The sequence below is a fragment of the Mesobacillus subterraneus genome (assembly GCF_023715485.1).
Lineage (GTDB): Bacteria > Bacillota > Bacilli > Bacillales > Cytobacillaceae > Mesobacillus > Mesobacillus subterraneus_B.
The window spans coordinates 151,851-171,669 of sequence record NZ_JAMBOF010000001.1 but is presented as its reverse complement, the minus strand read 5'-3'; the positions used below and the strand labels follow the sequence as shown (position 1 = coordinate 171,669).

Here is a 19,819-nt window from a genome sequence, read left to right as displayed (position 1 = left end):
TATTCTAACATAAGAGAAATAAAAAAAGACTCGAAATCTGCCGAGTCCTTCCATTTCTTTCCCTTCTCCATTAAAATGATATATCCACTTCCTCGAGCGGCCAGTAACGGAGATTGACCTTGCCTACGACCTGGTCAGCATTAATGAATCCAAATTGCCGGCTGTCCCAGCTGCCGAGCCTGTTATCTCCGAGGACAAACAGCTTTCCTTCCGGCACCCTTTCCACACCTGTCAAATCCTCAAGGGTAAAGTCACCAGTCAGGTAGCCTCCAAGCGATTTTTCCCGGTACTGCTTCAAAAAAGGTTCGTAAACTTTCTTATCATTAACAAACAGCCGATCCTCCCGATACTCGATTTTATCACCTGGCAGCCCGATGACCCTTTTCACAAAGTCTTCTTTTTCATTGGCGTGGAAAACAATTACGTCAAATCTCTCTAAATCACTCGTGTCATACCCTAGTTTATTGACGACGACTTTATTTCCTTCTTCAAGAGTCGGAAGCATCGACTCCCCTTCAACTACATAATTTGAAAAAAAGAAAATCCTTATAAAGACAAAAATAATCATGCCCATGGCAAAAGCTTTGATCCATTCGATTCCTTCCTTTTTAACCGTTTCACTCATCGATTTCCGTCACCACCTATAATCCCTTTAACGACCATTATTGTCTTTTCCTACACTCATATTCATTTTTACTTCAATTCTTTTGCCGATATACCAAAGAATGGCGATTATCAAGAGCACAATGACAGTACGTACAGGATTAGTGATTAACGAACGCAGGTCATAGCCAACAAAACTAATCGTAAAAATCATCACCATCTTGCCTGTGATGACAGCAAGCATATATTGCGCCATACTTATGTTCGAAAGCCCAGCGACAATGTTTACTAGGGCTGATGGTGTAAAAGGGAAGCACAGCATCAAGAAGATTGGGCCAAATCCATGGCGTTCAATCCAGTTCATTCCCTTTCGGACCTTCGAATGCCTTTGTAAAAACCGCAGCGCTCGCCCTTGTCCATAATTCCGGAATATCAAAAAGACTAGCAATGCACCAAGGACAGCACCAATCCAGGAAAAAAGAAAACCGAGCCAGAGACCAAACGCGTTTGCATTTGCCATAACAAATAAAAACAGCGGCAAAAATGGCAAAAACGCTTCAAGCATTGGCAGCAATATTCCTGGAATCGGCCCAAATGACCGGTATTGCTTGAGCAAGTCCATAATATTTTCGATTGTAAACCAATCTTTCAATAATTCAAAATCCATCGAAATCTCCTTGTCCACAGCACTAAAAGCTATTCAGAAACTCTGCTTCACAGCTTTTTTTCACTTAGCTCACAAAGCTTTGCAAAACATCCTTTTTTCATATATACCTCATTGAAAATATTGTACACCCTCCATACATTATTGAGAATTGATTAGCTATTTGTCTATTTCGTTAAAAAGTCTTGCAGTGCCTGCCGGTTTTCTTCAAGATCGATGGCAAGGATTGCACCTGCACCACTCACCCTCTGATTCTCAAATGAGCCTTCAACCGGGATCCTCATCGTTTCAATATTGCGATTTTCTTTTGAAAGGAATCCTTTTCCCATGAACAGGATATCTCCTGTGTCCATATTGGTGTTGACAAATGGCATTAAGACCCCGACCAACTTCGGCAGTTTTGGCAACGTTTGAAAACTCGCGAATTGCTTGCCGACTTCCTTTATGACATTTTGCTGGCGCTCAACTCGGCCAAAATCACCGACCGCATCCTGGCGGAACCGCACATAACCCAGCAAATGCTTGCCATCAAGTCTCTGGACCCCCGGCTCGAGAGTGACTCCAATTCCCTCTGACATTCTCTTCTCTACATTGACCTCCACACCCTCTGGGAAGGCCTCATCAACCAAACGCACAAATCCTTGAAAATCCACTATGGAATAATACTGCATGCTTACATCGAAGTTATCCTTAATCGTCTGCCTTAACAATTCAGGCCCTCCAAGCGCAAGCGCAGAATTAATCTTATTTTTACCGTGTCCGGGGATTTCCACATACGTATCCCTCATGATTGAGGCAAGTTTATAGGTTCCTTTATCAGGGTTGTAGCTGGCAATCATAATCGTATCCGCACGCGATTTTTCTTTGCCTCTAGCATCACTGCCAAGTAAAAGTATATTTGTGAGTCCGTTGCGGTCTCTTTCGCCATTAAAGGTATATTCCTGCTTATCCTGGTCTGCTACCTTGGCAGAATCATTCACGCCTGACCGATATTGAAAATAAGAATAAACCGCCACCGCTCCAATAACCAGGAACAGCAAAAGAAAAACGCTCGACCATCTGATTCTTTTCTTCTTTTTGTGCTGATGCCGCTCATATCTCATATGAAAATCCCTTCCGATAATAGATATTTTTAAAAAGGCTATTTATAGTATTTTCCTTCTTTATCTATAACCTTAAACTTCTCCAGAGAAATTTTCAAAAATATGATGTTCCAGTCATGATTTAGGTCCTGTGTATTTATGCTCGCAAATGCTGCATCCAATTTGGTTTCCAGTTCTTCTCCTCAGCATAAAAATAAACCCGCGGCTCGAAACCGCGGGTGTTAATTTCACTTATCTTGCTATGGCCGTACCCAGATTTAAAGATGACTGTTGAACCAATCTACGATGTAACCCAGACGGTTTAAGCGCAGATTCGGTTTTCCGCTTCTTGAAAGCTCATGGTTTGACTCAGGAAAACGGATGAACTTCGTTTCTTTCCCCTGTCTTTTCAATGCGATAAATAGCTGTTCAGCCTGCTCGATCGGGCAGCGGTAATCCTTTTCGCTGTGGAGAATGAGCAATGGTGTCTTGATTTTATCTGCATAAGCAAGCGGTGAATGCTTCCACAATGTTTCGAGATTATTAAGGTCGGCTTTTATTTGCCATTCAGTGAAATAATAGCCAATATCGCTGACTCCATAAAAACTGATCCAATTCGAAATCGAACGCTGGGTGACGGCTGCCTTGAATCTGTCGGTATGGCCGACGATCCAGTTTGTCATGAAGCCGCCATAGCTTCCGCCCGTCACTCCAAGCCGATCCTTGTCAATATAATCGTAATGTTCAAGAGCATAATCAACAGCGTCCATGACATCCTGGTAGTCTCCGCCCCCATAATCTCCGCGGACTGCATTTACAAACTGCTGTCCGTATCCATGACTGCCCCGAGGATTAATATAAAGCACCGCATATCCCTCGGAAGCGAGAACCTGGAACTCGTTAAAATACGTATTCGCATACATCGCGTGCGGTCCTCCATGGATTTCAAGAACAAGCGGGTATTTTCCTCCTTCTTTAAATCCGGCCGGCTTCATGATCCAGCCGTGGAGCGGTGTACCGTCACTTGCCGGGAATGAAATCTGCTCCGGCTGGGATAGGGTAATTGACGAAAGGAACTTTTCATTCACTGAGGTCAGCTGTTTCAGTTCACCTGTCGTCACTTCCAGCTGGAACAGCTCGCCAGGAAGGATCGGATTGCTGATCGCTGCCACAATTCTCTGGTTTTTACGGTCCAATGTGTAGCCATATACATGCTGTTGGTCGAGCAATGCCGGATATACTTCTCCTGATAGATTTCCGAAATAAAGGACAGTATTTCCCTGGTCGCTCGCAAGGAAATAAAAGCTCTCACTATCTTCGCCCCATAATAATCCCGGACTATTTGCTCCCTGCTGGAAGTCACCGGCAACAGCATCACCGACAAGGATGTCCATATTCTCGGTTATGCATTGAACATTCCCTGTCTCCAGTTCATGGATCCAAAGCTGAGGTAAGGTAGCATTTTCATACTCCCTCTCATGGCCTGTATAACCGAGGTATTTTCCATTTGGAGAAAATGCGGCATTGCCATAATATCCTTTACCATTCGTAATTTTTGTTTTATTTCCTGACTCAATGTCGATAAGCAGTATATCGCTTTTGAATGAAAAATCCCTCTCTGGCGTTTCATCCGCTGACAATACAATCGTTTTTCCATCAGGTGACCAGCATTGCAGATGATAATCTGCTTCACCCTTTTCCAAGAGTTCCGCCTTGCCATCAGCAAGATTGATGATGGCTGTCTGCTTATACTTGCCGTCCCAGAAACCGGCGGCATCAGACTTATATTTCATTTCCACCGCCACAAATGGCTCCAGCTTTTTTTCGTCTTTCTTCTCTTCTTCCTTTTCAAGCAAATCCTCATCTGGTTTCAACCATACGGAACAGGCAATCTTGGCACCATCCGGAGACCACACAGGCCCGCTTGCGCTATTCCTGAAGCTGGCAGCCTGCTGTGCCTCTCCTCCATTGGCATCCATGACAAAAATTTGATTTTTTCCAGTTCGGTTTGAAACGAATGCCATTTTTGTCCCATCCGGTGACCATCTAGGCGAATGGTTCCGATTCTCCCCGTATGTCCACTGCTTGGGCTCACCGCCCTTTTCCAAGTCGATTATGTATAGGTTGGAAGCATAGTCATTCTTTTTCTCCAGCATTTCCGTCTGTACAAATACGCACTTCTTCCCATCCGGTGAAAACTGAGGGTCCGTCACCGATTTTAATTCATATAAATCTTCTGCTTTGAGAAACCTTTTTTCTCCCATCTTGGCAGCCACCCTTTAAAAAAATAGTTATCTTCTTTATTTCGATAGCAGAAATAATTTTCCTTCTTCGAATCTAATTTCTTTTTACCAAGCTGTATCAGGACTTTGAAAGTTTTATCGTTCGTTTGGAAATTATGATACAGAAGAAAAATTTTTTATCCTCTTGAAATTCGCTTCAGATTTCAGTACTATAATTACGAACAAACGTTCTTATTTCATTATAAAAGGGGCAGAGCAAGATGACGAGGATTCCTGAAAATGACCGCGATATAATGGAACAGGCCATTTATTTGCCGTTGGTGTTGATCGTGCTGAATCGGGATCTTTCTGTCGTTGAGAAAAGTCCGTTCAAACTGAAGAAGCCTTATTTGGAGCTAATCGAAGAAACAATGAAAGCAGTCCAGAAAGAGCTCGCGAATGTAAAAAGCTATCTGAAAAAGAATAATCTAAAAGTAGAACAAGTTAAACGGGATGACGCATTCACAATGTTCCTCTTCGTCTACCAAGGCTACGAAGAACACCATAATTATTTCAATCCCCGCATCCGCAACAAGGTACAGGAATTAATGCTATATTACCTGTTCAAGCGCTTCAAACCAACCGACTCCCCACTAGGGAAAACAGAAAAGGAATCCGGTTAACAAATCGGATTCCCTGGCATTTTTGTTCTGCTTGTCTTTTTTACACAGATGAATAAAAAGAGTCTTAATCTTTATAAACCTCACTGACCAGGTTTGCATGGGAATACCCCTGTGATTCACTGAATTTCGGACCGTGCAGCAAGTATAGGGCCTTGCGTTCGGTTTCTTTCATCCGCTGCATGAATTTCGTGCGCAGCAAGGAAGTTCGCAGCAGCTGGTTTTCAAATGAATGGTGGGATACTGGAAGGATGATGTTTTTTTTATTCCGGAATGTAACCTGTGTGCTATGGGCATCAACCTTCTTATGAAATAATACATGTTCATGTGAAACCCATATGCAGTCTGGTTTTGTAGGTGAACTCGTAGGCATGAAGTAAATGGAGCTTATGGGGTCGACTATAATGGGGATTTTATGGGTAATCCCTGTAAGCTGTTTCGTTCCTTCTTTTCTGCCCTCATAGCTAGAGCCGAAATATTTGCAGCTTTTTTTCACAACATCAATTGGCCTGAATGGGGATAAATACTCTTCTTCCAACTCGATTGCCTTAGAGTAAACCCTGCTTCCGTACACTTCAGGAAGAATGATCATTGTAAAAGGATTTATTTCATACTCTTCGACTAAATTCTTTTGGTTCACTGTCATTCCTTCATCTCCTAAAATACCATATACCCTATTTTATCATAATTGCAAAAATTTTCTTTAATCATGCAAAAAATTCTCATTTTTGCCACAATTAATATGCTGATAAAAATTTTCTAAAAATTATAAAAATTTAGTTGATTATCTTTTCCTTCCTCCATATAATATAAAAAAGGTCTAAGAGGTGAGGTCAGTGAAGGAAAAATCGTATTCTGAAATCATGAAGGCCAGTGTGATGAAACGCATAAAAGCCAAGGAATCTTTTGTTCTGGACCTGTATGTTGACATGCTAATTTCTGAAATCCAGCTAAACAACAAAAAAGAGAAACTGCTGTCGAAAATTGATAAAGCAATTGATGATCGTGACAAACTTTTATTTTTATCCCTGACAGATGAATTAAAAGATTTGAACAAACAATTCGGAACTTAGATGAGTGAAATCCCCTATAAAGGGGATTTTTCATTATTTCACCATAAAAAAGGAAGTCCGCGACCATTTCTAACGGGTTCTCTTTTGGGGTGCAATATCATAAATAACAGTACAAATAACTTAGTGAATAGTATGGTGATTAGCAAATAAATCATCACGCTTTTTCGATTCCCGATACAATCCGAGAGAATTCATATCTGTTATGAACAGTGGCACGATTCTTTACAACAGTTCTTGAGCAACCTACGATAGTAAAATAAGCGGAGGTTTTCCGGTTAAATGCTGAATAGAGCTTGTTTCGGGGTATATAAGCGGAGGTTTTCCGGTTATGTACAGTAAAGTCCTCATTTTAAGCAGTTTTCGAGCGAATAGGCGGAATTTCTCCGTCTAAATAAGCTATTTTCATTTCAATTTACCAATTAAGAGGAATTTTTCCGGCTATTTATCAGGCTGGATGCTAAGTTGATCCCCCGGCAGATAAGATATGGCATAAATACTTTTATACCAACAAAAAACAGCATGCTAAACCATATGCGATTTAGCATGCTGTTTGTGTTTTTTTTCACGTTTTGCACTTTAAAAGAGAACCCGTTACGTCATTTCGAGGACTTCCTTTTTTTATGGCTCTTTTCGTAAACATTGTTGCTTTAACAACCCGAAGTAACAATCGGCACGAGTTTTAATGCAGCCCTTGATCAGAAACACCCTCGAAAAGAGTATCAAAGTCAAGAGATATGCGGGATGAAAACTTGGTTCAAAAAACAACACTCTAAGGCAAAACAGTCTTTTTTATTCTTGTTCATTCCGCTTTTGGATTTCATAATCCTCAAGCCTTGAAATCCTCTCAAGCATGGTCGGATGGCCATACCTGAATATCTTTACCAGCAGTGGAGGATTGACCTGGCTGAGTCCTGTCTTTGTCAGCTCTTGAAAAGCAGAAATAGCAGCATTGGTATTATCCGTCATTTCAATCGCATATTTATCTGCCCTGGTCTCCTGGTAACGGGACACCATGTTTGAAACCGGGCTCGCCGCAAACATGATCATCGACAAGAACATCAGGAATAGCGGCAGTGATTTCAAATCTGCGGGATCCTTGACTTTGAATTCCTTACCCCAGCGAGCAATCGCCCAATTCATCAATCTGGAGACAAAATACAGCCCAAAAAGGGAAAGCAGCAGGTAGCCGGCAATTCCTATATACAAATGTTTTTCTACATAGTGAGCCATTTCATGGGCCATGATGAACAGGATTTGGTCATCATTCAGGCTGTTCAGCGTCGTATCCCAGAGGACGATGCGGGAATTAGAGCCGATTCCAGTAACATACGCATTAAGCGCATTTGTTTTCTCGGCCATATCCACTTCGAACACGTTCTGTGCTGGAATATTCGCCTGTCCTGCAAGGTCAAGAATCTTGGATTCTAGTTCTTTATTTTTTAGCGGATAAAAATCATTGTAAAGCGGGTCGATCACGACAGGCTGGAGGAACATGATGAATAGCGTGAACGGAACTGAAAGCATCCAGGCGAACAGCCACCAGAACCTTTTGCTTTTGTTCATCAGCCAGTACAGGACTGCGACAATCACGAACATCATCGCGTAATTGACCCAAAACTCAATGAGTTCGTCCTTCATCCATGAAGCGAATGTCTGGGTTGAAATATTATAGGTCTTCGACAGAGTGTAGCTGATATAGCTTAGCGGGAAAGTAGCAACGAAGGCAAAGAACGAAAGCCAGATCAAATAAATCGCTGTTTGGCCGTATTTATTCTTCGCTGTTTGTTCTCCCCATTTTTTAAAGGCCCTGGAAAGACCCAATAGCAGGATTAGAAAGTAAAACAGCCATTCAAATGGTGTGGACAGGAAAAATAATAAGTTCCTGATTTTCGAGTATTCCTCGCTGAGCATCAATTCCCTGCCATTCAGAAAAGTCGCAGGGTCCGCCCTCGAGCCTTGAAATTCAAACGGAAGATTCGTATCAGCAAAATAAAATAAATACCAGTAAACCGCAAACCCATAGAGCACATAGGCGATTACTCCATAAAAACCCATTTTTCTCGCCATAGCTTTTCCCCCTTTACGTACAACCCTCTCTATAACTATTTTAATCCTTCGTCCCAAAAATAGAACAAGTTATTATTGTAGCGAACAAGCTCAAGCTATAAATAAAAAAGGGTGCCAGAAACCTTACTCCCTGGCACCCTTCATTATTAGTTGATAAAGCTATAATCAATCAATGTTTTGAAGTCTGGCTTATCCTTAAGGAATTTCAAGGCATAGGATGAATCCGAGAATGCCTGGATTGCCTCTGCATCTACTTCATGTGTAAAGCCGATGCGCTCCCATGCAAGCTCTACTACATCCTTTTCAAGTTCCTGGCCAGTTGTTTCTTTAATGTCTTTGATTGTGATCTGCTGGGCTTCCTCTGGATTTTCATTAATAAATTTAACAGCTTCCTTATGGGCACTGATAATTTTTTCAACAGTATCCGGGTTTTCCTTGATCATTTTGCCTGAAGTAACCATAACAGATGCGGGAAGCGTTTCGCCAAAGGATACTTCATCCCATCCGATCACAACCTCAGCACCGGTTTCTTTTTCAATTACTGCTGCCCAAGGTTCAGGTGCAACTGCGATGTCTACCTTGCCTGATTTCAGCATCGCAGCGTACTGTGCCGGCTGACCTGTGAGGTGCTTCATTGTACCGCCGATCCGCTGTGATGTGATCCCTTCTGCTTCGAGATAAGTTTCATACTGGACATCGTGTGTGCAGCCTACACCAGGAGTGATGAACGTCTTACCTGCAAAGTCTTCGGCAGAGTTAATTTCTACTCCTTTTCTAGCTAAAACGACGGTTCCGCCTGTCGATGCACCGGCGATGATTTTGACGTCTGCACCTGTCGTATAGTTGTTCATTGCCGGTCCTGGACCGACAAGTCCCGCATCAATTTCGCCTGTTTTCAGCGCCGTCATGAATGAACCGCCTTCAGCGAAGGTTTTATACTCCACGGTAGTTCCGTCGCCAAGCTGCTGCTCGAAGTAGCCCTTATCCTTTGCTACCATTGCTGGAACATGGTTGATGTTCGGGAAATAGCCGATGATGATTTTATCTTTTTTTCCTGCAGTCTTGGATGTCCCGCCTGAACCGCATCCAGCGAGCAGCACCGCAAATGTGAATAGAAACGTTAAAACAAAAATTGCCCTTTTCATTTAATCTCCTCCTAAGTTTTTAAGATTCTAGTCCCCAGCGTTGCAGCACTGATTTTTCAATTCGCTGGAAGATCAGCTGGTCAACAATTGTGCCAATGACACCAATGATGATCATAACGCCAATAACGAGAGCCATATTACCGAAATCAGAAGCATAACGGAGTGTGTAGCCAAGCCCCGGCCCAGTGCTTAAAAGCTCGCCTGCCATAAGCGCACGCCAGGCAAAGGCCCACGCTAGTCTCGCACCGGTGACTGCATAAGGAATCGATGCCGGGAAAATCACTCTGCGGAATAGATCCCATCCGGTCGATCCCATAGTCCTTGCTGCTTTTATATATAATGGAGAAACATTTTTGATGCCCATTCTGAGATTGAGTGTCATCACGAATGTTCCGCCAAGTACGACCACGAAAATGACTGCTTTTTCATTCATCCCGAACCACATGATCGCCAGCGGGAGCCAAACGATGCTCGGCACACTCTGGAGGGCCAGCACGACAGTTCCCAGCGTCTCATCCGCCGTTTTCGATTTTGCGAGCAGGACACCAAGCGCCGAGCCAATGACCAGGGAGATTCCAAGTCCCACGGCAAGACGTTTAAAGCTTGCGATCAGGTCGTAGATCAATGTTTTGTCCTCGAAGCCAATTACTAGTGCCTCAAGAACTTTTTCCGGCGAAGGAAGAATGATCGGCAGCCACCATTCAAGCTTGGAGCCTGTATACCAAAAGGTGATGAGGACCGCGAAGAATATGATTCTTTTAATTGTTGGATTCATGCGCAAGCTCCTCCCTGACCACTTTGTCGATCTCCTTCTTCAGGAATCCCATGATGTACTCTTCAAGCTCGACCATCGCTTTTTTATGCTGCTGGCGCGGCCTTGGTATATCCACCTTGATGTCCTTAAGGATGATGCCTGGCTTCGTTCCCATGACGATGATCCGGTCTGATAGCTTGATTGATTCAGAGATGCTGTGAGTAACGAATAAAATCGTTTTCTGTGTTTCTGTCCAGATCGTCTCAAGCTGGTCATGAAGGCGCGAACGCGTCTGCTCATCCAATGCGCCAAATGGTTCATCCATCAAGAGGATATCAGGATTCATCGCAAGTGCTCTGGCAATCGCCACCCGCTGCTGCATTCCCCCTGAAAGTTCGTGAGGATAATGAGATATATAGTTTCCAAGCTGTACCATTTGCAGATATTTTTTCGCTTCAGCTTCAGCCTGCTTCTTTGTCATTTCTTTTTTTAACGGGAAAATTACATTTTCCAGTACCGTAAGCCATGGAAACAGAGCTGCCTGCTGGAACACCATTCCCCTGTCCTTCCCCGGCTTCTCAATTCGTTTTCCATCTGCAATAATTTCCCCGCCTGTTGCCGGGGTGAGACCTGCAACAATTGAAAGAAGTGTAGATTTCCCGCATCCGGATGGACCAAGGATCGATACAAACTCCCCTTTATTCACTCCAAGATTAATATCTTTTAAAATATCAACCTGGTGATTATTTTTATCTGCGTACTGTTTATGCACATTATTGATTTCAATAAACAATTTTTAACCACCCTATTCTCATAAAACATATTAGTTTAGTCGGAATTAATAAAGTTAATTATAATGTATTCCATCATCTTGTCAACATTTCATGATTATTTCCTTTTTGCTGCCTGTTTTTCGCTTTGGAGAATTGGAAGTTCCAGAGTATAATTTCCAGTTTGCAAGATTATCGCTACTTTTCGCAAAATTCCTTATTACTTTCGCAAAATAAATGGGATTTTCGCAAAAATCCGCCTCACTTCCGCAAGATTTTATAAAAAAAAACATTTGTATGAAACATTTCAAGCATTTCTACTGAAATACAAAGACTCCCTCTGCAGATTTATCTTTTATTCCGTAAAAAAAGACCTGCACGGCTCCAGATCTAGAAAAAATATGAATATAAAGTCAATACTGATATCGATCCAATTACAACGACAATTACGTTTGCTCCCAGGAAAGCTGCAATGAATGCTGCGGCTGCGCCGATGATCCCATACCAGATATCTTCTTGGATAAAAAGAATAGCTGGGAAAATCAATGCACCAAGCGTGGCATAAGGAACATTTTTGAGGATTCCCTGCAGGAATGGAGGAAGCTCTTTGCCTTTGAACATGACAAACGGCAGCATCCTCGGCAGATAGGTTACAACAGCCATGCCAATAATCATAATGACGATTTCTTTATTCATCTGCCTCTGCCCTCCTGCCATTTTTAAAAGTTTCAACCGCTTCTACAAGAATGGCAGACAGCAGTGTTGCAAGCACTATTGCCCAGCCTGTGGACATTAGTTCAGCCAAGGTAAAAATAGAATTGAAGGCCGCGGCGAGAACAGCAAGAAATACAACCTTGACATTATTTTTCATTGAGGGCACCAGCAGGCCGACGAACATCGCATAAAGAGCGACCGACATACTTTCCTGAAGTGTTTGCGGCAATCCAGCACCAATGAGGAAGCCCAAGCCTGAAAAAATAACCCAGCTTGAATAAGCTGTGAGGTTCAAGCCGAACATATACCCAGCATTGACTGTTCCTTCACGAGTCGCCGCAACCGAGAAGGTCTCATCGGTGATACCAAATGAGTATGCCATCCTGGCACCAATACTGTCTTCCTCTGCTTTTTCATTTAATGATGCAGACATCAAGAAATGGCGGATATTTACGATAAAAGTGGTCAGGACAATCTCAAATATCCCGATTCCCTGCGCCAGCAGGCTTAATGATATGTATTGAGCCGCACCCGCAAAAACGAACAAGCTCATCATAACCGTTTCTCCAAGCGCAAGCCCGGTCGTTTTCGCAATCAATCCGAAGGTAAGCGCAATCGGCATATAGCCTATCGCAATGCTGATGCCTGACTGGATCCCTTTCTTAAAATCTGTTGCCTGCTTTACTGCCAATGTACTTTCCACACGCCTACCGCCTTTCTATAACTATGTATCTATCAAAAATCAATTAAAATATATTATACATACTTCCAGGCACATGGAAAAGTATTTCTTTTATCGAAATAAAGTGGGTTCGACGATATAACTTTAATGTGGTCGATATATCCTTTAATGTGGACGATATATCCTTAAATTTGGTCGGTATATCTTGAAAGGTGGTCGATATATCTTGAAATGTGGACAATATATCTTTAAATGGAGTCGATAAAATAAATTTCTGGGGCCAATCCTATTTCAATCTACTTTTATTCAGCAAAAAACACGGCCGTGGCCGTGTTCGGTTACTTTCCTTTAAAAACAGGCTTCCTCTTCTCGTTGAATGCGGCTAATGCTTCCAGGCGGTCTTCAGTCGGAATCGTCACTTCATATGCTTTTCGCTCAATCTGCAGTCCTGTCTGCAGGTCAACGTTCATACCTTGTTTGACGGCGAATTTTGCCTGCTGCAATGCCACCGGACCATTCGCGAGCATCATATCCGCTAATTTAAAGCATTCATCTAGCAGGCTCTCTTTTTTGACTACTGCTGTGACCAGGCCATACTCCAGAGCTTCCTCTGACTTGAGCCTCCGTGCTGTGAGGATCAGTTCCAGTGCTTTTGCCTGCCCAATCAGTCTTGGCAGCCTTTGAGTCCCTCCAGCGCCCGGAATGATTGCAAGACTTGTTTCTGTCAAGCCCATCTGGGTCCCGGCTGCAGCAACGCGGAAATCGCAGGCCAGAGCCAGCTCCATTCCACCGCCAAAAGCAAATCCATTAATGGCGGCGACTGTTGGCTGCGGAAGCTGGTCAATCATTGAGAATACTTCACCGATCTTATAAATATTCCGCTTCACGTCCTCATCAGATAGTGTCCTTCGTTCCTTAAGGTCAGCCCCCACACTGAACGCTTTCTCTCCAGCACCTGTAAAAATAACGACTCTGACTTCTCGGTTTGTCCTTATTTTTTCAATTGTCTTCTGTAATTCATCAAGTGTGTCATAATTAAATGCATTGAGTGCGTCAGGCCGATTGAGCGTGACCATCGCGGTGTGCCCTTTTAATTCAAACTGGATGCTTTCCAAATGAATCAGCTCCCTTCTTTATTCACATTCTCTATCACTATAGTAATCTCCTTTTGCAATTGCTGAAAAAAGAGGCAGGCACTGGCGCCTGCCTCCTCATTCGATATTACTTTTGACCTTGTAAAACCTGGTTTTTCAAGGCTCTTCTTAGAATTTTTCCGGTTGTATTTTTCGGAAGCTCTTCCAGGAACTCGATTGCACTTGGCACCTTGTATTTTGCCAGATGCTCGTGACAGTACCCAAGCACCTGCTCTTCGGTCAAGTCCGGATTCTTGCTGACTACATAGCACCTTACAGCTTCGCCGAGATTTGGATCAGGAACGCCAAGAACTGCTACTTCGACAACATCAGGATGGTTATATAGAACTTCTTCCACTTCACGCGGGTATACATTATAACCGCCAACAATGATCATATCTTTCTTGCGGTCGACAATATAAAAATACCCTTCATCGTCCATACGGGCCAAATCCCCTGTATACAGCCAGCCATCCTTGATCGTTGCAGCCGTTTCCTCAGGCAATTTGTAGTAGCCTGCCATTACATTCGGCCCGCGGACAATCAATTCGCCTACTTCCCCAGGAGCCACATCTTCACCAAGTTCATTCACCACTTTGTTTTCGACATTGATGATCGAAGTGCCGATTGAACCAGCTTTTCGCGGGCGGTCAAGCGGATTGAAGCATGTTACTGGTGAAGCCTCAGACAACCCGTACCCTTCTGAAATCATAACATTGAACTTTCTTTCAAAATTCTGCAGCAAAGCTACAGGAAGCGATGCGCCGCCGGAAATGCAAAGACGCAATGATTTCAGGTCTTCAGAGTCTCCCTCTGGATATTGGAAAAGGAAGTTATACATCGTTGGTACACCAGCAAATACAGTCGCCTCATACTTCTTGGCAATCCTGAAAACCTCTGCCGGGCTGAATTTAGGGACAATAAGAAGTGTGCCTCCGTTCATAAGCGGTGCATTGAGTGCTACCGTCAAACAAAACACATGGAACATAGGAAGCGCTGTGATTACTTTATCGTCTTCATTCATTCTTAAATAATCACTTACATCCTTAGCATTGCTGTATAGATTCTGGTGTGTAAGCATCGCACCTTTAGGTTTCCCTGTCGTTCCGGAAGTATAAAGGATGATAGCTACATCGGCATCATTAAGTTCAGGTTCTTCAAAATCAATGTCTCCGGAACCAACCACCTGTGTAAACGGTTTCATTTTTGATCCTAAAGTAAGCTTGGAAATTTCGTCTTCAGACACCTGGCTCTGGCCAGTTTCGCAAATGATGAAGTGCTCCACCTTCGGCAGGTGCTGATGCATTTTTTCGGCAAGCGGCAGCATAAGGTCGAGACCAACGACAGCTTTTACATCGCCATTGTTCAAGATATACCCTATTTCATCTGCCGTGTAGATCGGATTAATGGGAATGACTGTTGCACCGAGCCTTAGAGCTCCGTACATACTGATGACAAAATGTGGAGAGTTTCCTAGCAACAATGCGATATGATCGCCTTTTTTTACCCCTAATTTCTCAAGTCCAGAAGCAAACTTCGTTACAGTAGCATCGAGCTCTGCATATGTGCTTGCTTTGTCCATGAAAAAATATGCCGGCTTATCGCCAAGCATCGAGGCAGTGTGATGAAGCTGTGATGAAAGATTCATTAACTCCCTTCCCCCTTTGCGGTGATAAATCATCACCAAACTCGTAAAAAGTTTTCTAAATATATTATATTGAAAGAAAATTATGTATTCAAGAAAAATGTCTGATTTTTAACTATTTAACAATAGTTAAATAAAAAACGCGATGCCACAGACATCGCGCTTCACCATGATTAGTAAATTAAATTTATGAAATCTTCCTTTGAAATATTTCCGAAATAATGTTTAATGTCTATCTCTTTTAAAGCTGACGCAATATGAGACTTCTCGTATTTGATGCCCGTCAGCTTGTCTTCAAATTCCCTCACATCGCCAACCCCAAAGAAATCTCCGTAAATTTTGCAGTTCTCAATTATTCCTTTGTTCACCTCAAATCGGACATCAATCTGCCCAACCGGGAAACGGTGTGAATGCTGCAGATTGAATTTCGGCGATTTTCCATAGTTCCAATCCCAATTCTGGTATCTCTCTTTAGAAAGCTCGTGAATCTTTTCCCAATCCTTTTCAGTTAGCACATACTCCGGAATCTCCTCCATCCCGTCAAAGATATTTTTTAACAGAAGGCTTCGAAATTCCTCGATTGTCACTTTTTCTGATAAAAACTCGGAAATATTCGCAACGCGGCTGCGAATAGATTTGATTCCCTTTGATTCGATTTTATCTTTTTTCACGTTGAGTGCAGACACTACACTCTCGATTTCTGAATCGAACAATAAGGTTCCATGGCTGAACATCCGTCCTTTTGTAGAGAACTGTGCATTCCCGGAAATCTTTCTTCCTTCTGCTAAAAGATCGTTCCGGCCGCTTAGTTCTGCGTTCACCCCCAATTTTTTCAGGGCAGTAACGACAGGTTCAGTAAATTTCCTGAAATTGTGGAAGCTCTCACCGTCATCCTTCGTGATGAAACTGAAATTCAAATTGCCCAAATCATGGTAGACAGCGCCTCCCCCGGATAATCGGCGGACGACATGGATTCCGTTTTTCTCCACATATTCAGTATTGATTTCTTCGATAGTGTTCTGGTTTTTTCCAATGATGATCGAAGGTTCATTTATATAAAATAAAAGATAGGTTTCATTGATATCAAGATTCTTCAGGGCATACTCTTCTATTGCAAGGTTTATCCGCGGATCGGTAATTCCTTTATTATCAATAAATAACATGATTGTGTCTCTCCCTTTATAATGTTAGTTCGAGTCCTTCCTTAGCAAGTGAAACAGGGCCTTCGAACTCGGATGATGCCTCTGATACAAGCTGATCCAGTTCGCCATAATGAGGAAGGTGTGTTAAGACGAGTTGTTTCACCCCAGCGTTTTTAGCGAGCTTCCCGTTATCGTAGCTGTTCATATGTCCTGCACCCCTGCCATCCTGGTTTCCATAAAAATTGCACTCGGACAACAGCAAGTCCGCCCCGACAGCAAAGGAAATGAATTCTTCCTTAAATGAGGTGTCAGCAGTATAAACAAGCGCTTTTCCGCCCGCTTCTACTCGCATCGCATAGCATGGAACCGGATGGACAGCAGACATGAATGAAATCGTAAAAGGTCCAACTTCAAGCACTTTCTGCGGATCATATGCTACGCCCCTAGTGATGTTTTTATATGTAAGCTTCGCAAACTCCTGCTTGTCCTGTGCATGGCCATAAATAGGGAGCTGTGGAGACTTTTTGCCCAAAAATCCCTGTATGAGCCTTGCATGCTGCAGTACACCAATATCTGCAACATGATCTGGATGGTAATGCGACAGCACCAATGCGTCCAAATCCTCCGGCTGAACAAAATTCTGCAATTTTGCCAGGACTCCGCTGCCAAAATCAATCATTAGTCTAAATCCTTCATGCTCCAGCAAATAACCAGTGCTTGCCTCATTGGCCTTAGGATATCCGCCCCAGCATCCTACTATTGTCAGCTTCAATGACCTTCCTCCTTCGATACGCTTTTGCTTTCACTATACTTCATTTTACCCATTTTTTCACTTTAAGGGTTTTTTTCAGAAAATTATGATTGACGATTTTCAACTGTTATAATACAATTTAATTAATGTTAAATCTGTATCAAAACACTTTGAGATTTGGAGGGAACAGCATGATCGAAAATATCGTCGAATTCTTTCGCAATTTACCTCAAAAACAATGCATGGAGTGTGGAGAACCAATCAAGGAACAGCACGAATGTTATGGAAACAAGTGCGATGGATGCATGGATCCAGGTAAACTGTAAAGTCTAAATTGTTTTCCTTCCCCGGTTTTCCGGGTGCAATACAATCCCTTTCCCGCAGAGATATTCTGCACATTAAAAGCCAGCTCGTTCAGTTGAACGGCTGGCACTTTTTTGTCTATCATTATTTCTCAGCTAAAACGGCGAATCTTCTTTTATACATCATTTGGAAATAAACTAAAGTTCCAATTGACAACAGTACAATATAAGCAGCTAAAATACCCGCATTTTGCCACATGAAGCCAATATCACCGCTTGAAATGATCGCCTTGAATCCTTGTACAGAATAAGTCATTGGCAAATACGCATTAAATTTCTGCAAGAAACCAGGAATTAATTCTAATGGGAACGTTCCCGCACTTGTTGTAAGCTGCAAAATCAAGATGACAATGGCAACAAAACGTCCAGGGTCTCCTAACAAAGTAACGAGGAACTGAATCAAAGCAATAAAGGTTAGACTCGTAAAAATAGAAAATATTAAAAACAGCGGAATATTTTCTACTTGTAAGCCTAGTCCCCCGATCACAATGGCATCAGCAACGAGTGCTTGTATGATTCCAATACCCGCTAAAATACCAAATTTACTTAAAAACCAGCTTACCCCGTTTTTCGGTACACCTGCAGGTTCCCTTAAAGGAAACACAATTGATAGCAACAATGCGCCTACAAACAAACCTAATGATAAAAAGTAAGGCGCAAAACCTGTTCCATAATTTGGGACTTCATTTATTTTTTCACTATCCAGTCTGACAGGAGCTGCAAGCATCTTGAAGGTCCGTTTGTCAGGATTAATCTCAGCTTCTTCAGCACCGGTTTTGAGTTTTTCGGCAAGCTCTGATGTTCCATCTGCTACTTTACTATTTCCTTCTGATAGTTTTTCTGCACCAGAAGCAAGCTGGCCGGTACCATTTGACATGGCTGAGGAACCTGCTGCAAGCTGATCCATTCCGCCAGTAAGTTTTGAAGTTCCTTGAGACAGCTTGACAGAGCCTGCTTTTGCTTCTCCGAGTTTATCACCGAAAAGTTCCATACCAGAGTGGAATTGTTCCTGCCCAGTTGATAGCTTGTTAGCTCCCGCTTCAAGTTGGGTACTTCCTTCTGTAAGAGCAGCCATTCCATGCTGCAATTGGCCCTGTCCTTGAACTAATTCATCCAAGCCTCCAGAAATTCGTTGAGCACCGCCAGCTAAATCCACCGCTGAGCCTGATAGAGTTTCAGTTCCCTGAGCAAGTTTTGCACTGCCCGCTTCCAGCTCCTGCAATGCTTTTCCCAATTGTTCCTGCTTATCAGGATAAGCACTTAATAGCGGCTTCATCATTTCCACTTGCTTTTGCAGCTCTTGTATACCAGCATGAAGGTCTGCCGCTCCTGCTGCAGCGCTATCAGACCCATTTTTCCAGGCTGAAAGGTTTTGCGCAAGCTGCTCGGAGCCTTGTTTAAGCTTTGTTGTGCCCTCTACCATCGCAGGAACTTTCCTGTTTGCTTCTTCTAACCCTGTTTTTACTTTAAATGCCCCTGTCTTCAATTCGTTTTGACCTGCAAGAAGTTCACTTGAAGCATTCTCAAGCTTTGCGTGACCTTCTTCCAACTGCCCGAGTCCAACGTTCAAAGCATCTGCTCCTTTAGCTAATTCTTTTATGCCTGAATTTGCTATATTCAATCCTTGATTGAACTCGATAGACTTGCTTGCCAGAACTGATAGATTTTGATAAAGCTCCTGGCTTCCACCCTTTAGTTTCCCAGCACCATCATTAAGCTCTGCTGCGCCATCACTTGCTTTATTTAGGCCATTCGCAAGCTCGCCGATTTTATCAAACATAGTCTCAGCATAGGTTTCAGACACCTTCTCAGATACAGAGGCCTTAATTCTTTCGGCAGCTGTTTCACCAATCTGAGCAGATAGGAAGTTAAAGCTTTCATTTGGCATATATACAAGCTCCAGTTTTTTAGGCTGTTCATCCATTAAGGTTGTCGCATTTTCTGAAAAATCCTTTGGAATTTTGATCAGCATGTAATATTTTTGCTGTTCCAAACCTTTTTTCCCTTCCGCTTCAGATACAAATTCATATCCGAAGTCTTTACTTTCCTTTAGTTTTTCGACTAAACCATCGCCTAATTCCAGTTCTTTCCCATCAATAGATGAACCTGAATCCTCGTTCGCGACCGCAACAGGAAGCTCAGAAAGATGTTCATATGGATCCCAGAATGCCCACAAGAACATTCCGCTGTACAAGACCGGAATAAATAAAACTGCGATAATCGGAATCAGCAGCTTCTTATTTCGGAAAATGGCAAGTAATTCTTGAATGAATAGTTTGTTTTTCATAGTTGTCCTCCTGGTTTAAACAAATGACCGTTTTGTTCATTTA

General features: G+C 42.7%; 19 protein-coding genes. 3 read left to right on the top strand and 16 right to left on the bottom strand.

What is annotated here, in order from left to right; genetic code table 11:
* Positions 1-70: 70 nt before the first annotated feature.
* From lepB to M3204_RS00885, 4 genes are all read right to left on the bottom strand, one after another.
* Positions 71-625 (bottom strand): signal peptidase I, encoded by a 555-nt coding sequence (gene lepB / locus M3204_RS00900; protein WP_251477205.1) that lies wholly within the window; start codon positions 623-625, stop codon positions 71-73.
* Between the two features lie 27 nt (positions 626-652).
* Entirely contained in the window at positions 653-1,270 is a 618-nt protein-coding gene (locus M3204_RS00895) for a TVP38/TMEM64 family protein (RefSeq protein WP_251477203.1), read from the bottom strand.
* Positions 1,271-1,434: 164 nt separating this feature from the next.
* Positions 1,435-2,370 carry an LCP family protein gene (locus M3204_RS00890; RefSeq protein WP_251477201.1) on the bottom strand — a complete coding sequence of 312 codons (936 nt, stop codon included), beginning with the start codon at positions 2,368-2,370 and terminating at the stop codon, positions 1,435-1,437.
* Positions 2,371-2,627: 257 nt separating this feature from the next.
* A complete protein-coding gene (locus M3204_RS00885; RefSeq protein ID WP_251477200.1) occupies positions 2,628-4,613 on the bottom strand; it encodes a S9 family peptidase in 1,986 nt (661 codons plus the stop codon).
* Between the two features lie 239 nt (positions 4,614-4,852).
* On the opposite strand from M3204_RS00885, the gene M3204_RS00880 reads away from it, so the two are divergent.
* Positions 4,853-5,254 carry a hypothetical protein gene (locus M3204_RS00880; protein ID WP_251477198.1) on the top strand — a complete coding sequence of 134 codons (402 nt, stop codon included), beginning with the start codon at positions 4,853-4,855 and terminating at the stop codon, positions 5,252-5,254.
* A 64-nt stretch (positions 5,255-5,318) separates the two neighbouring features.
* Here M3204_RS00880 and M3204_RS00875 read toward each other — a convergent pair whose 3' ends face one another.
* Positions 5,319-5,897 carry a competence protein ComK gene (locus tag M3204_RS00875; protein ID WP_251477196.1) on the bottom strand — a complete coding sequence of 193 codons (579 nt, stop codon included), beginning with the start codon at positions 5,895-5,897 and terminating at the stop codon, positions 5,319-5,321.
* A gap of 190 nt (positions 5,898-6,087) precedes the next feature.
* On the opposite strand from M3204_RS00875, the gene M3204_RS00870 reads away from it, so the two are divergent.
* Positions 6,088-6,324, top strand: coding sequence for an IDEAL domain-containing protein (locus M3204_RS00870; RefSeq protein ID WP_251477194.1), 237 nt, complete (start codon positions 6,088-6,090; stop codon positions 6,322-6,324).
* Between the two features lie 789 nt (positions 6,325-7,113).
* On the opposite strand, the gene M3204_RS00865 is transcribed toward M3204_RS00870, so the two are convergent.
* The 10 genes from M3204_RS00865 to M3204_RS00820 form a co-directional block, all read right to left on the bottom strand.
* Positions 7,114-8,391, bottom strand: coding sequence for a M48 family metallopeptidase (locus M3204_RS00865; RefSeq protein ID WP_251477191.1), 1,278 nt, complete (start codon positions 8,389-8,391; stop codon positions 7,114-7,116).
* A 146-nt stretch (positions 8,392-8,537) separates the two neighbouring features.
* Entirely contained in the window at positions 8,538-9,536 is a 999-nt protein-coding gene (locus tag M3204_RS00860) for an aliphatic sulfonate ABC transporter substrate-binding protein (RefSeq protein ID WP_251477189.1), read from the bottom strand.
* 19 nt (positions 9,537-9,555) lie between these two features.
* A complete protein-coding gene (locus M3204_RS00855; RefSeq protein WP_251477187.1) occupies positions 9,556-10,311 on the bottom strand; it encodes an ABC transporter permease in 756 nt (251 codons plus the stop codon).
* Entirely contained in the window at positions 10,295-11,083 is a 789-nt protein-coding gene (locus tag M3204_RS00850) for an ABC transporter ATP-binding protein (RefSeq protein ID WP_251477185.1), read from the bottom strand. Before M3204_RS00850 ends, M3204_RS00855 begins: the two co-directional genes overlap by 17 nt.
* Positions 11,084-11,450: 367 nt before the next feature.
* Entirely contained in the window at positions 11,451-11,756 is a 306-nt protein-coding gene (locus tag M3204_RS00845) for an AzlD domain-containing protein (protein WP_251477184.1), read from the bottom strand.
* Positions 11,749-12,477 (bottom strand): AzlC family ABC transporter permease, encoded by a 729-nt coding sequence (locus M3204_RS00840; protein WP_251477183.1) that lies wholly within the window; start codon positions 12,475-12,477, stop codon positions 11,749-11,751. The genes M3204_RS00845 and M3204_RS00840 overlap by 8 nt, the downstream gene beginning before the upstream one ends.
* 317 nt (positions 12,478-12,794) lie before the next feature.
* Positions 12,795-13,571 carry an enoyl-CoA hydratase-related protein gene (locus M3204_RS00835; protein ID WP_251477181.1) on the bottom strand — a complete coding sequence of 259 codons (777 nt, stop codon included), beginning with the start codon at positions 13,569-13,571 and terminating at the stop codon, positions 12,795-12,797.
* A gap of 106 nt (positions 13,572-13,677) precedes the next feature.
* Positions 13,678-15,237, bottom strand: a complete 1,560-nt coding sequence (locus M3204_RS00830) for a fatty acid--CoA ligase family protein (RefSeq protein WP_251477178.1) — start codon at positions 15,235-15,237, stop codon at positions 13,678-13,680.
* Between the two features lie 170 nt (positions 15,238-15,407).
* Positions 15,408-16,397: a lipoate--protein ligase gene (locus M3204_RS00825; protein ID WP_251477176.1), complete on the bottom strand. Its 990-nt coding sequence runs from the start codon at positions 16,395-16,397 to the stop codon at positions 15,408-15,410.
* Between the two features lie 16 nt (positions 16,398-16,413).
* Complete coding sequence (locus M3204_RS00820) at positions 16,414-17,148, bottom strand: MBL fold metallo-hydrolase (RefSeq protein ID WP_251477173.1); 735 nt, start codon at positions 17,146-17,148, stop codon at positions 16,414-16,416.
* 170 nt (positions 17,149-17,318) lie between these two features.
* Here M3204_RS00820 and yhfH point away from each other — a divergent pair, with 170 nt between their 5' ends.
* Positions 17,319-17,453 (top strand): protein YhfH, encoded by a 135-nt coding sequence (gene yhfH, locus M3204_RS00815; RefSeq protein WP_251477169.1) that lies wholly within the window; start codon positions 17,319-17,321, stop codon positions 17,451-17,453.
* Positions 17,454-17,574: 121 nt separating this feature from the next.
* Here the strand turns inward: yhfH and M3204_RS00810 are convergent, their stop codons facing one another.
* Positions 17,575-19,776 carry a YhgE/Pip domain-containing protein gene (locus M3204_RS00810; RefSeq protein WP_251477166.1) on the bottom strand — a complete coding sequence of 734 codons (2,202 nt, stop codon included), beginning with the start codon at positions 19,774-19,776 and terminating at the stop codon, positions 17,575-17,577.
* Positions 19,777-19,819: the final 43 nt, after the last annotated feature.

Coding starts and splice junctions, on each gene's coding strand:
- M3204_RS00890 (WP_251477201.1), bottom strand. CDS start 2,370: ATGAGATATGAGCGGCATCAGCACAAAAAGAAGAAAAGAATCAGATGG.
- M3204_RS00855 (WP_251477187.1), bottom strand. CDS start 10,311: ATGAATCCAACAATTAAAAGAATCATATTCTTCGCGGTCCTCATCACC.
- M3204_RS00865 (WP_251477191.1), bottom strand. CDS start 8,391: ATGGCGAGAAAAATGGGTTTTTATGGAGTAATCGCCTATGTGCTCTAT.
- M3204_RS00895 (WP_251477203.1), bottom strand. CDS start 1,270: ATGGATTTTGAATTATTGAAAGATTGGTTTACAATCGAAAATATTATG.
- M3204_RS00830 (WP_251477178.1), bottom strand. CDS start 15,237: ATGAATCTTTCATCACAGCTTCATCACACTGCCTCGATGCTTGGCGAT.
- M3204_RS00810 (WP_251477166.1), bottom strand. CDS start 19,776: ATGAAAAACAAACTATTCATTCAAGAATTACTTGCCATTTTCCGAAAT.
- yhfH (WP_251477169.1), top strand. CDS start 17,319: ATGATCGAAAATATCGTCGAATTCTTTCGCAATTTACCTCAAAAACAA.
- M3204_RS00875 (WP_251477196.1), bottom strand. CDS start 5,897: ATGACAGTGAACCAAAAGAATTTAGTCGAAGAGTATGAAATAAATCCT.
- M3204_RS00825 (WP_251477176.1), bottom strand. CDS start 16,397: ATGTTATTTATTGATAATAAAGGAATTACCGATCCGCGGATAAACCTT.
- M3204_RS00880 (WP_251477198.1), top strand. CDS start 4,853: ATGACGAGGATTCCTGAAAATGACCGCGATATAATGGAACAGGCCATT.
- lepB (WP_251477205.1), bottom strand. CDS start 625: ATGAGTGAAACGGTTAAAAAGGAAGGAATCGAATGGATCAAAGCTTTT.
- M3204_RS00885 (WP_251477200.1), bottom strand. CDS start 4,613: ATGGGAGAAAAAAGGTTTCTCAAAGCAGAAGATTTATATGAATTAAAA.
- M3204_RS00860 (WP_251477189.1), bottom strand. CDS start 9,536: ATGAAAAGGGCAATTTTTGTTTTAACGTTTCTATTCACATTTGCGGTG.
- M3204_RS00845 (WP_251477184.1), bottom strand. CDS start 11,756: ATGAATAAAGAAATCGTCATTATGATTATTGGCATGGCTGTTGTAACC.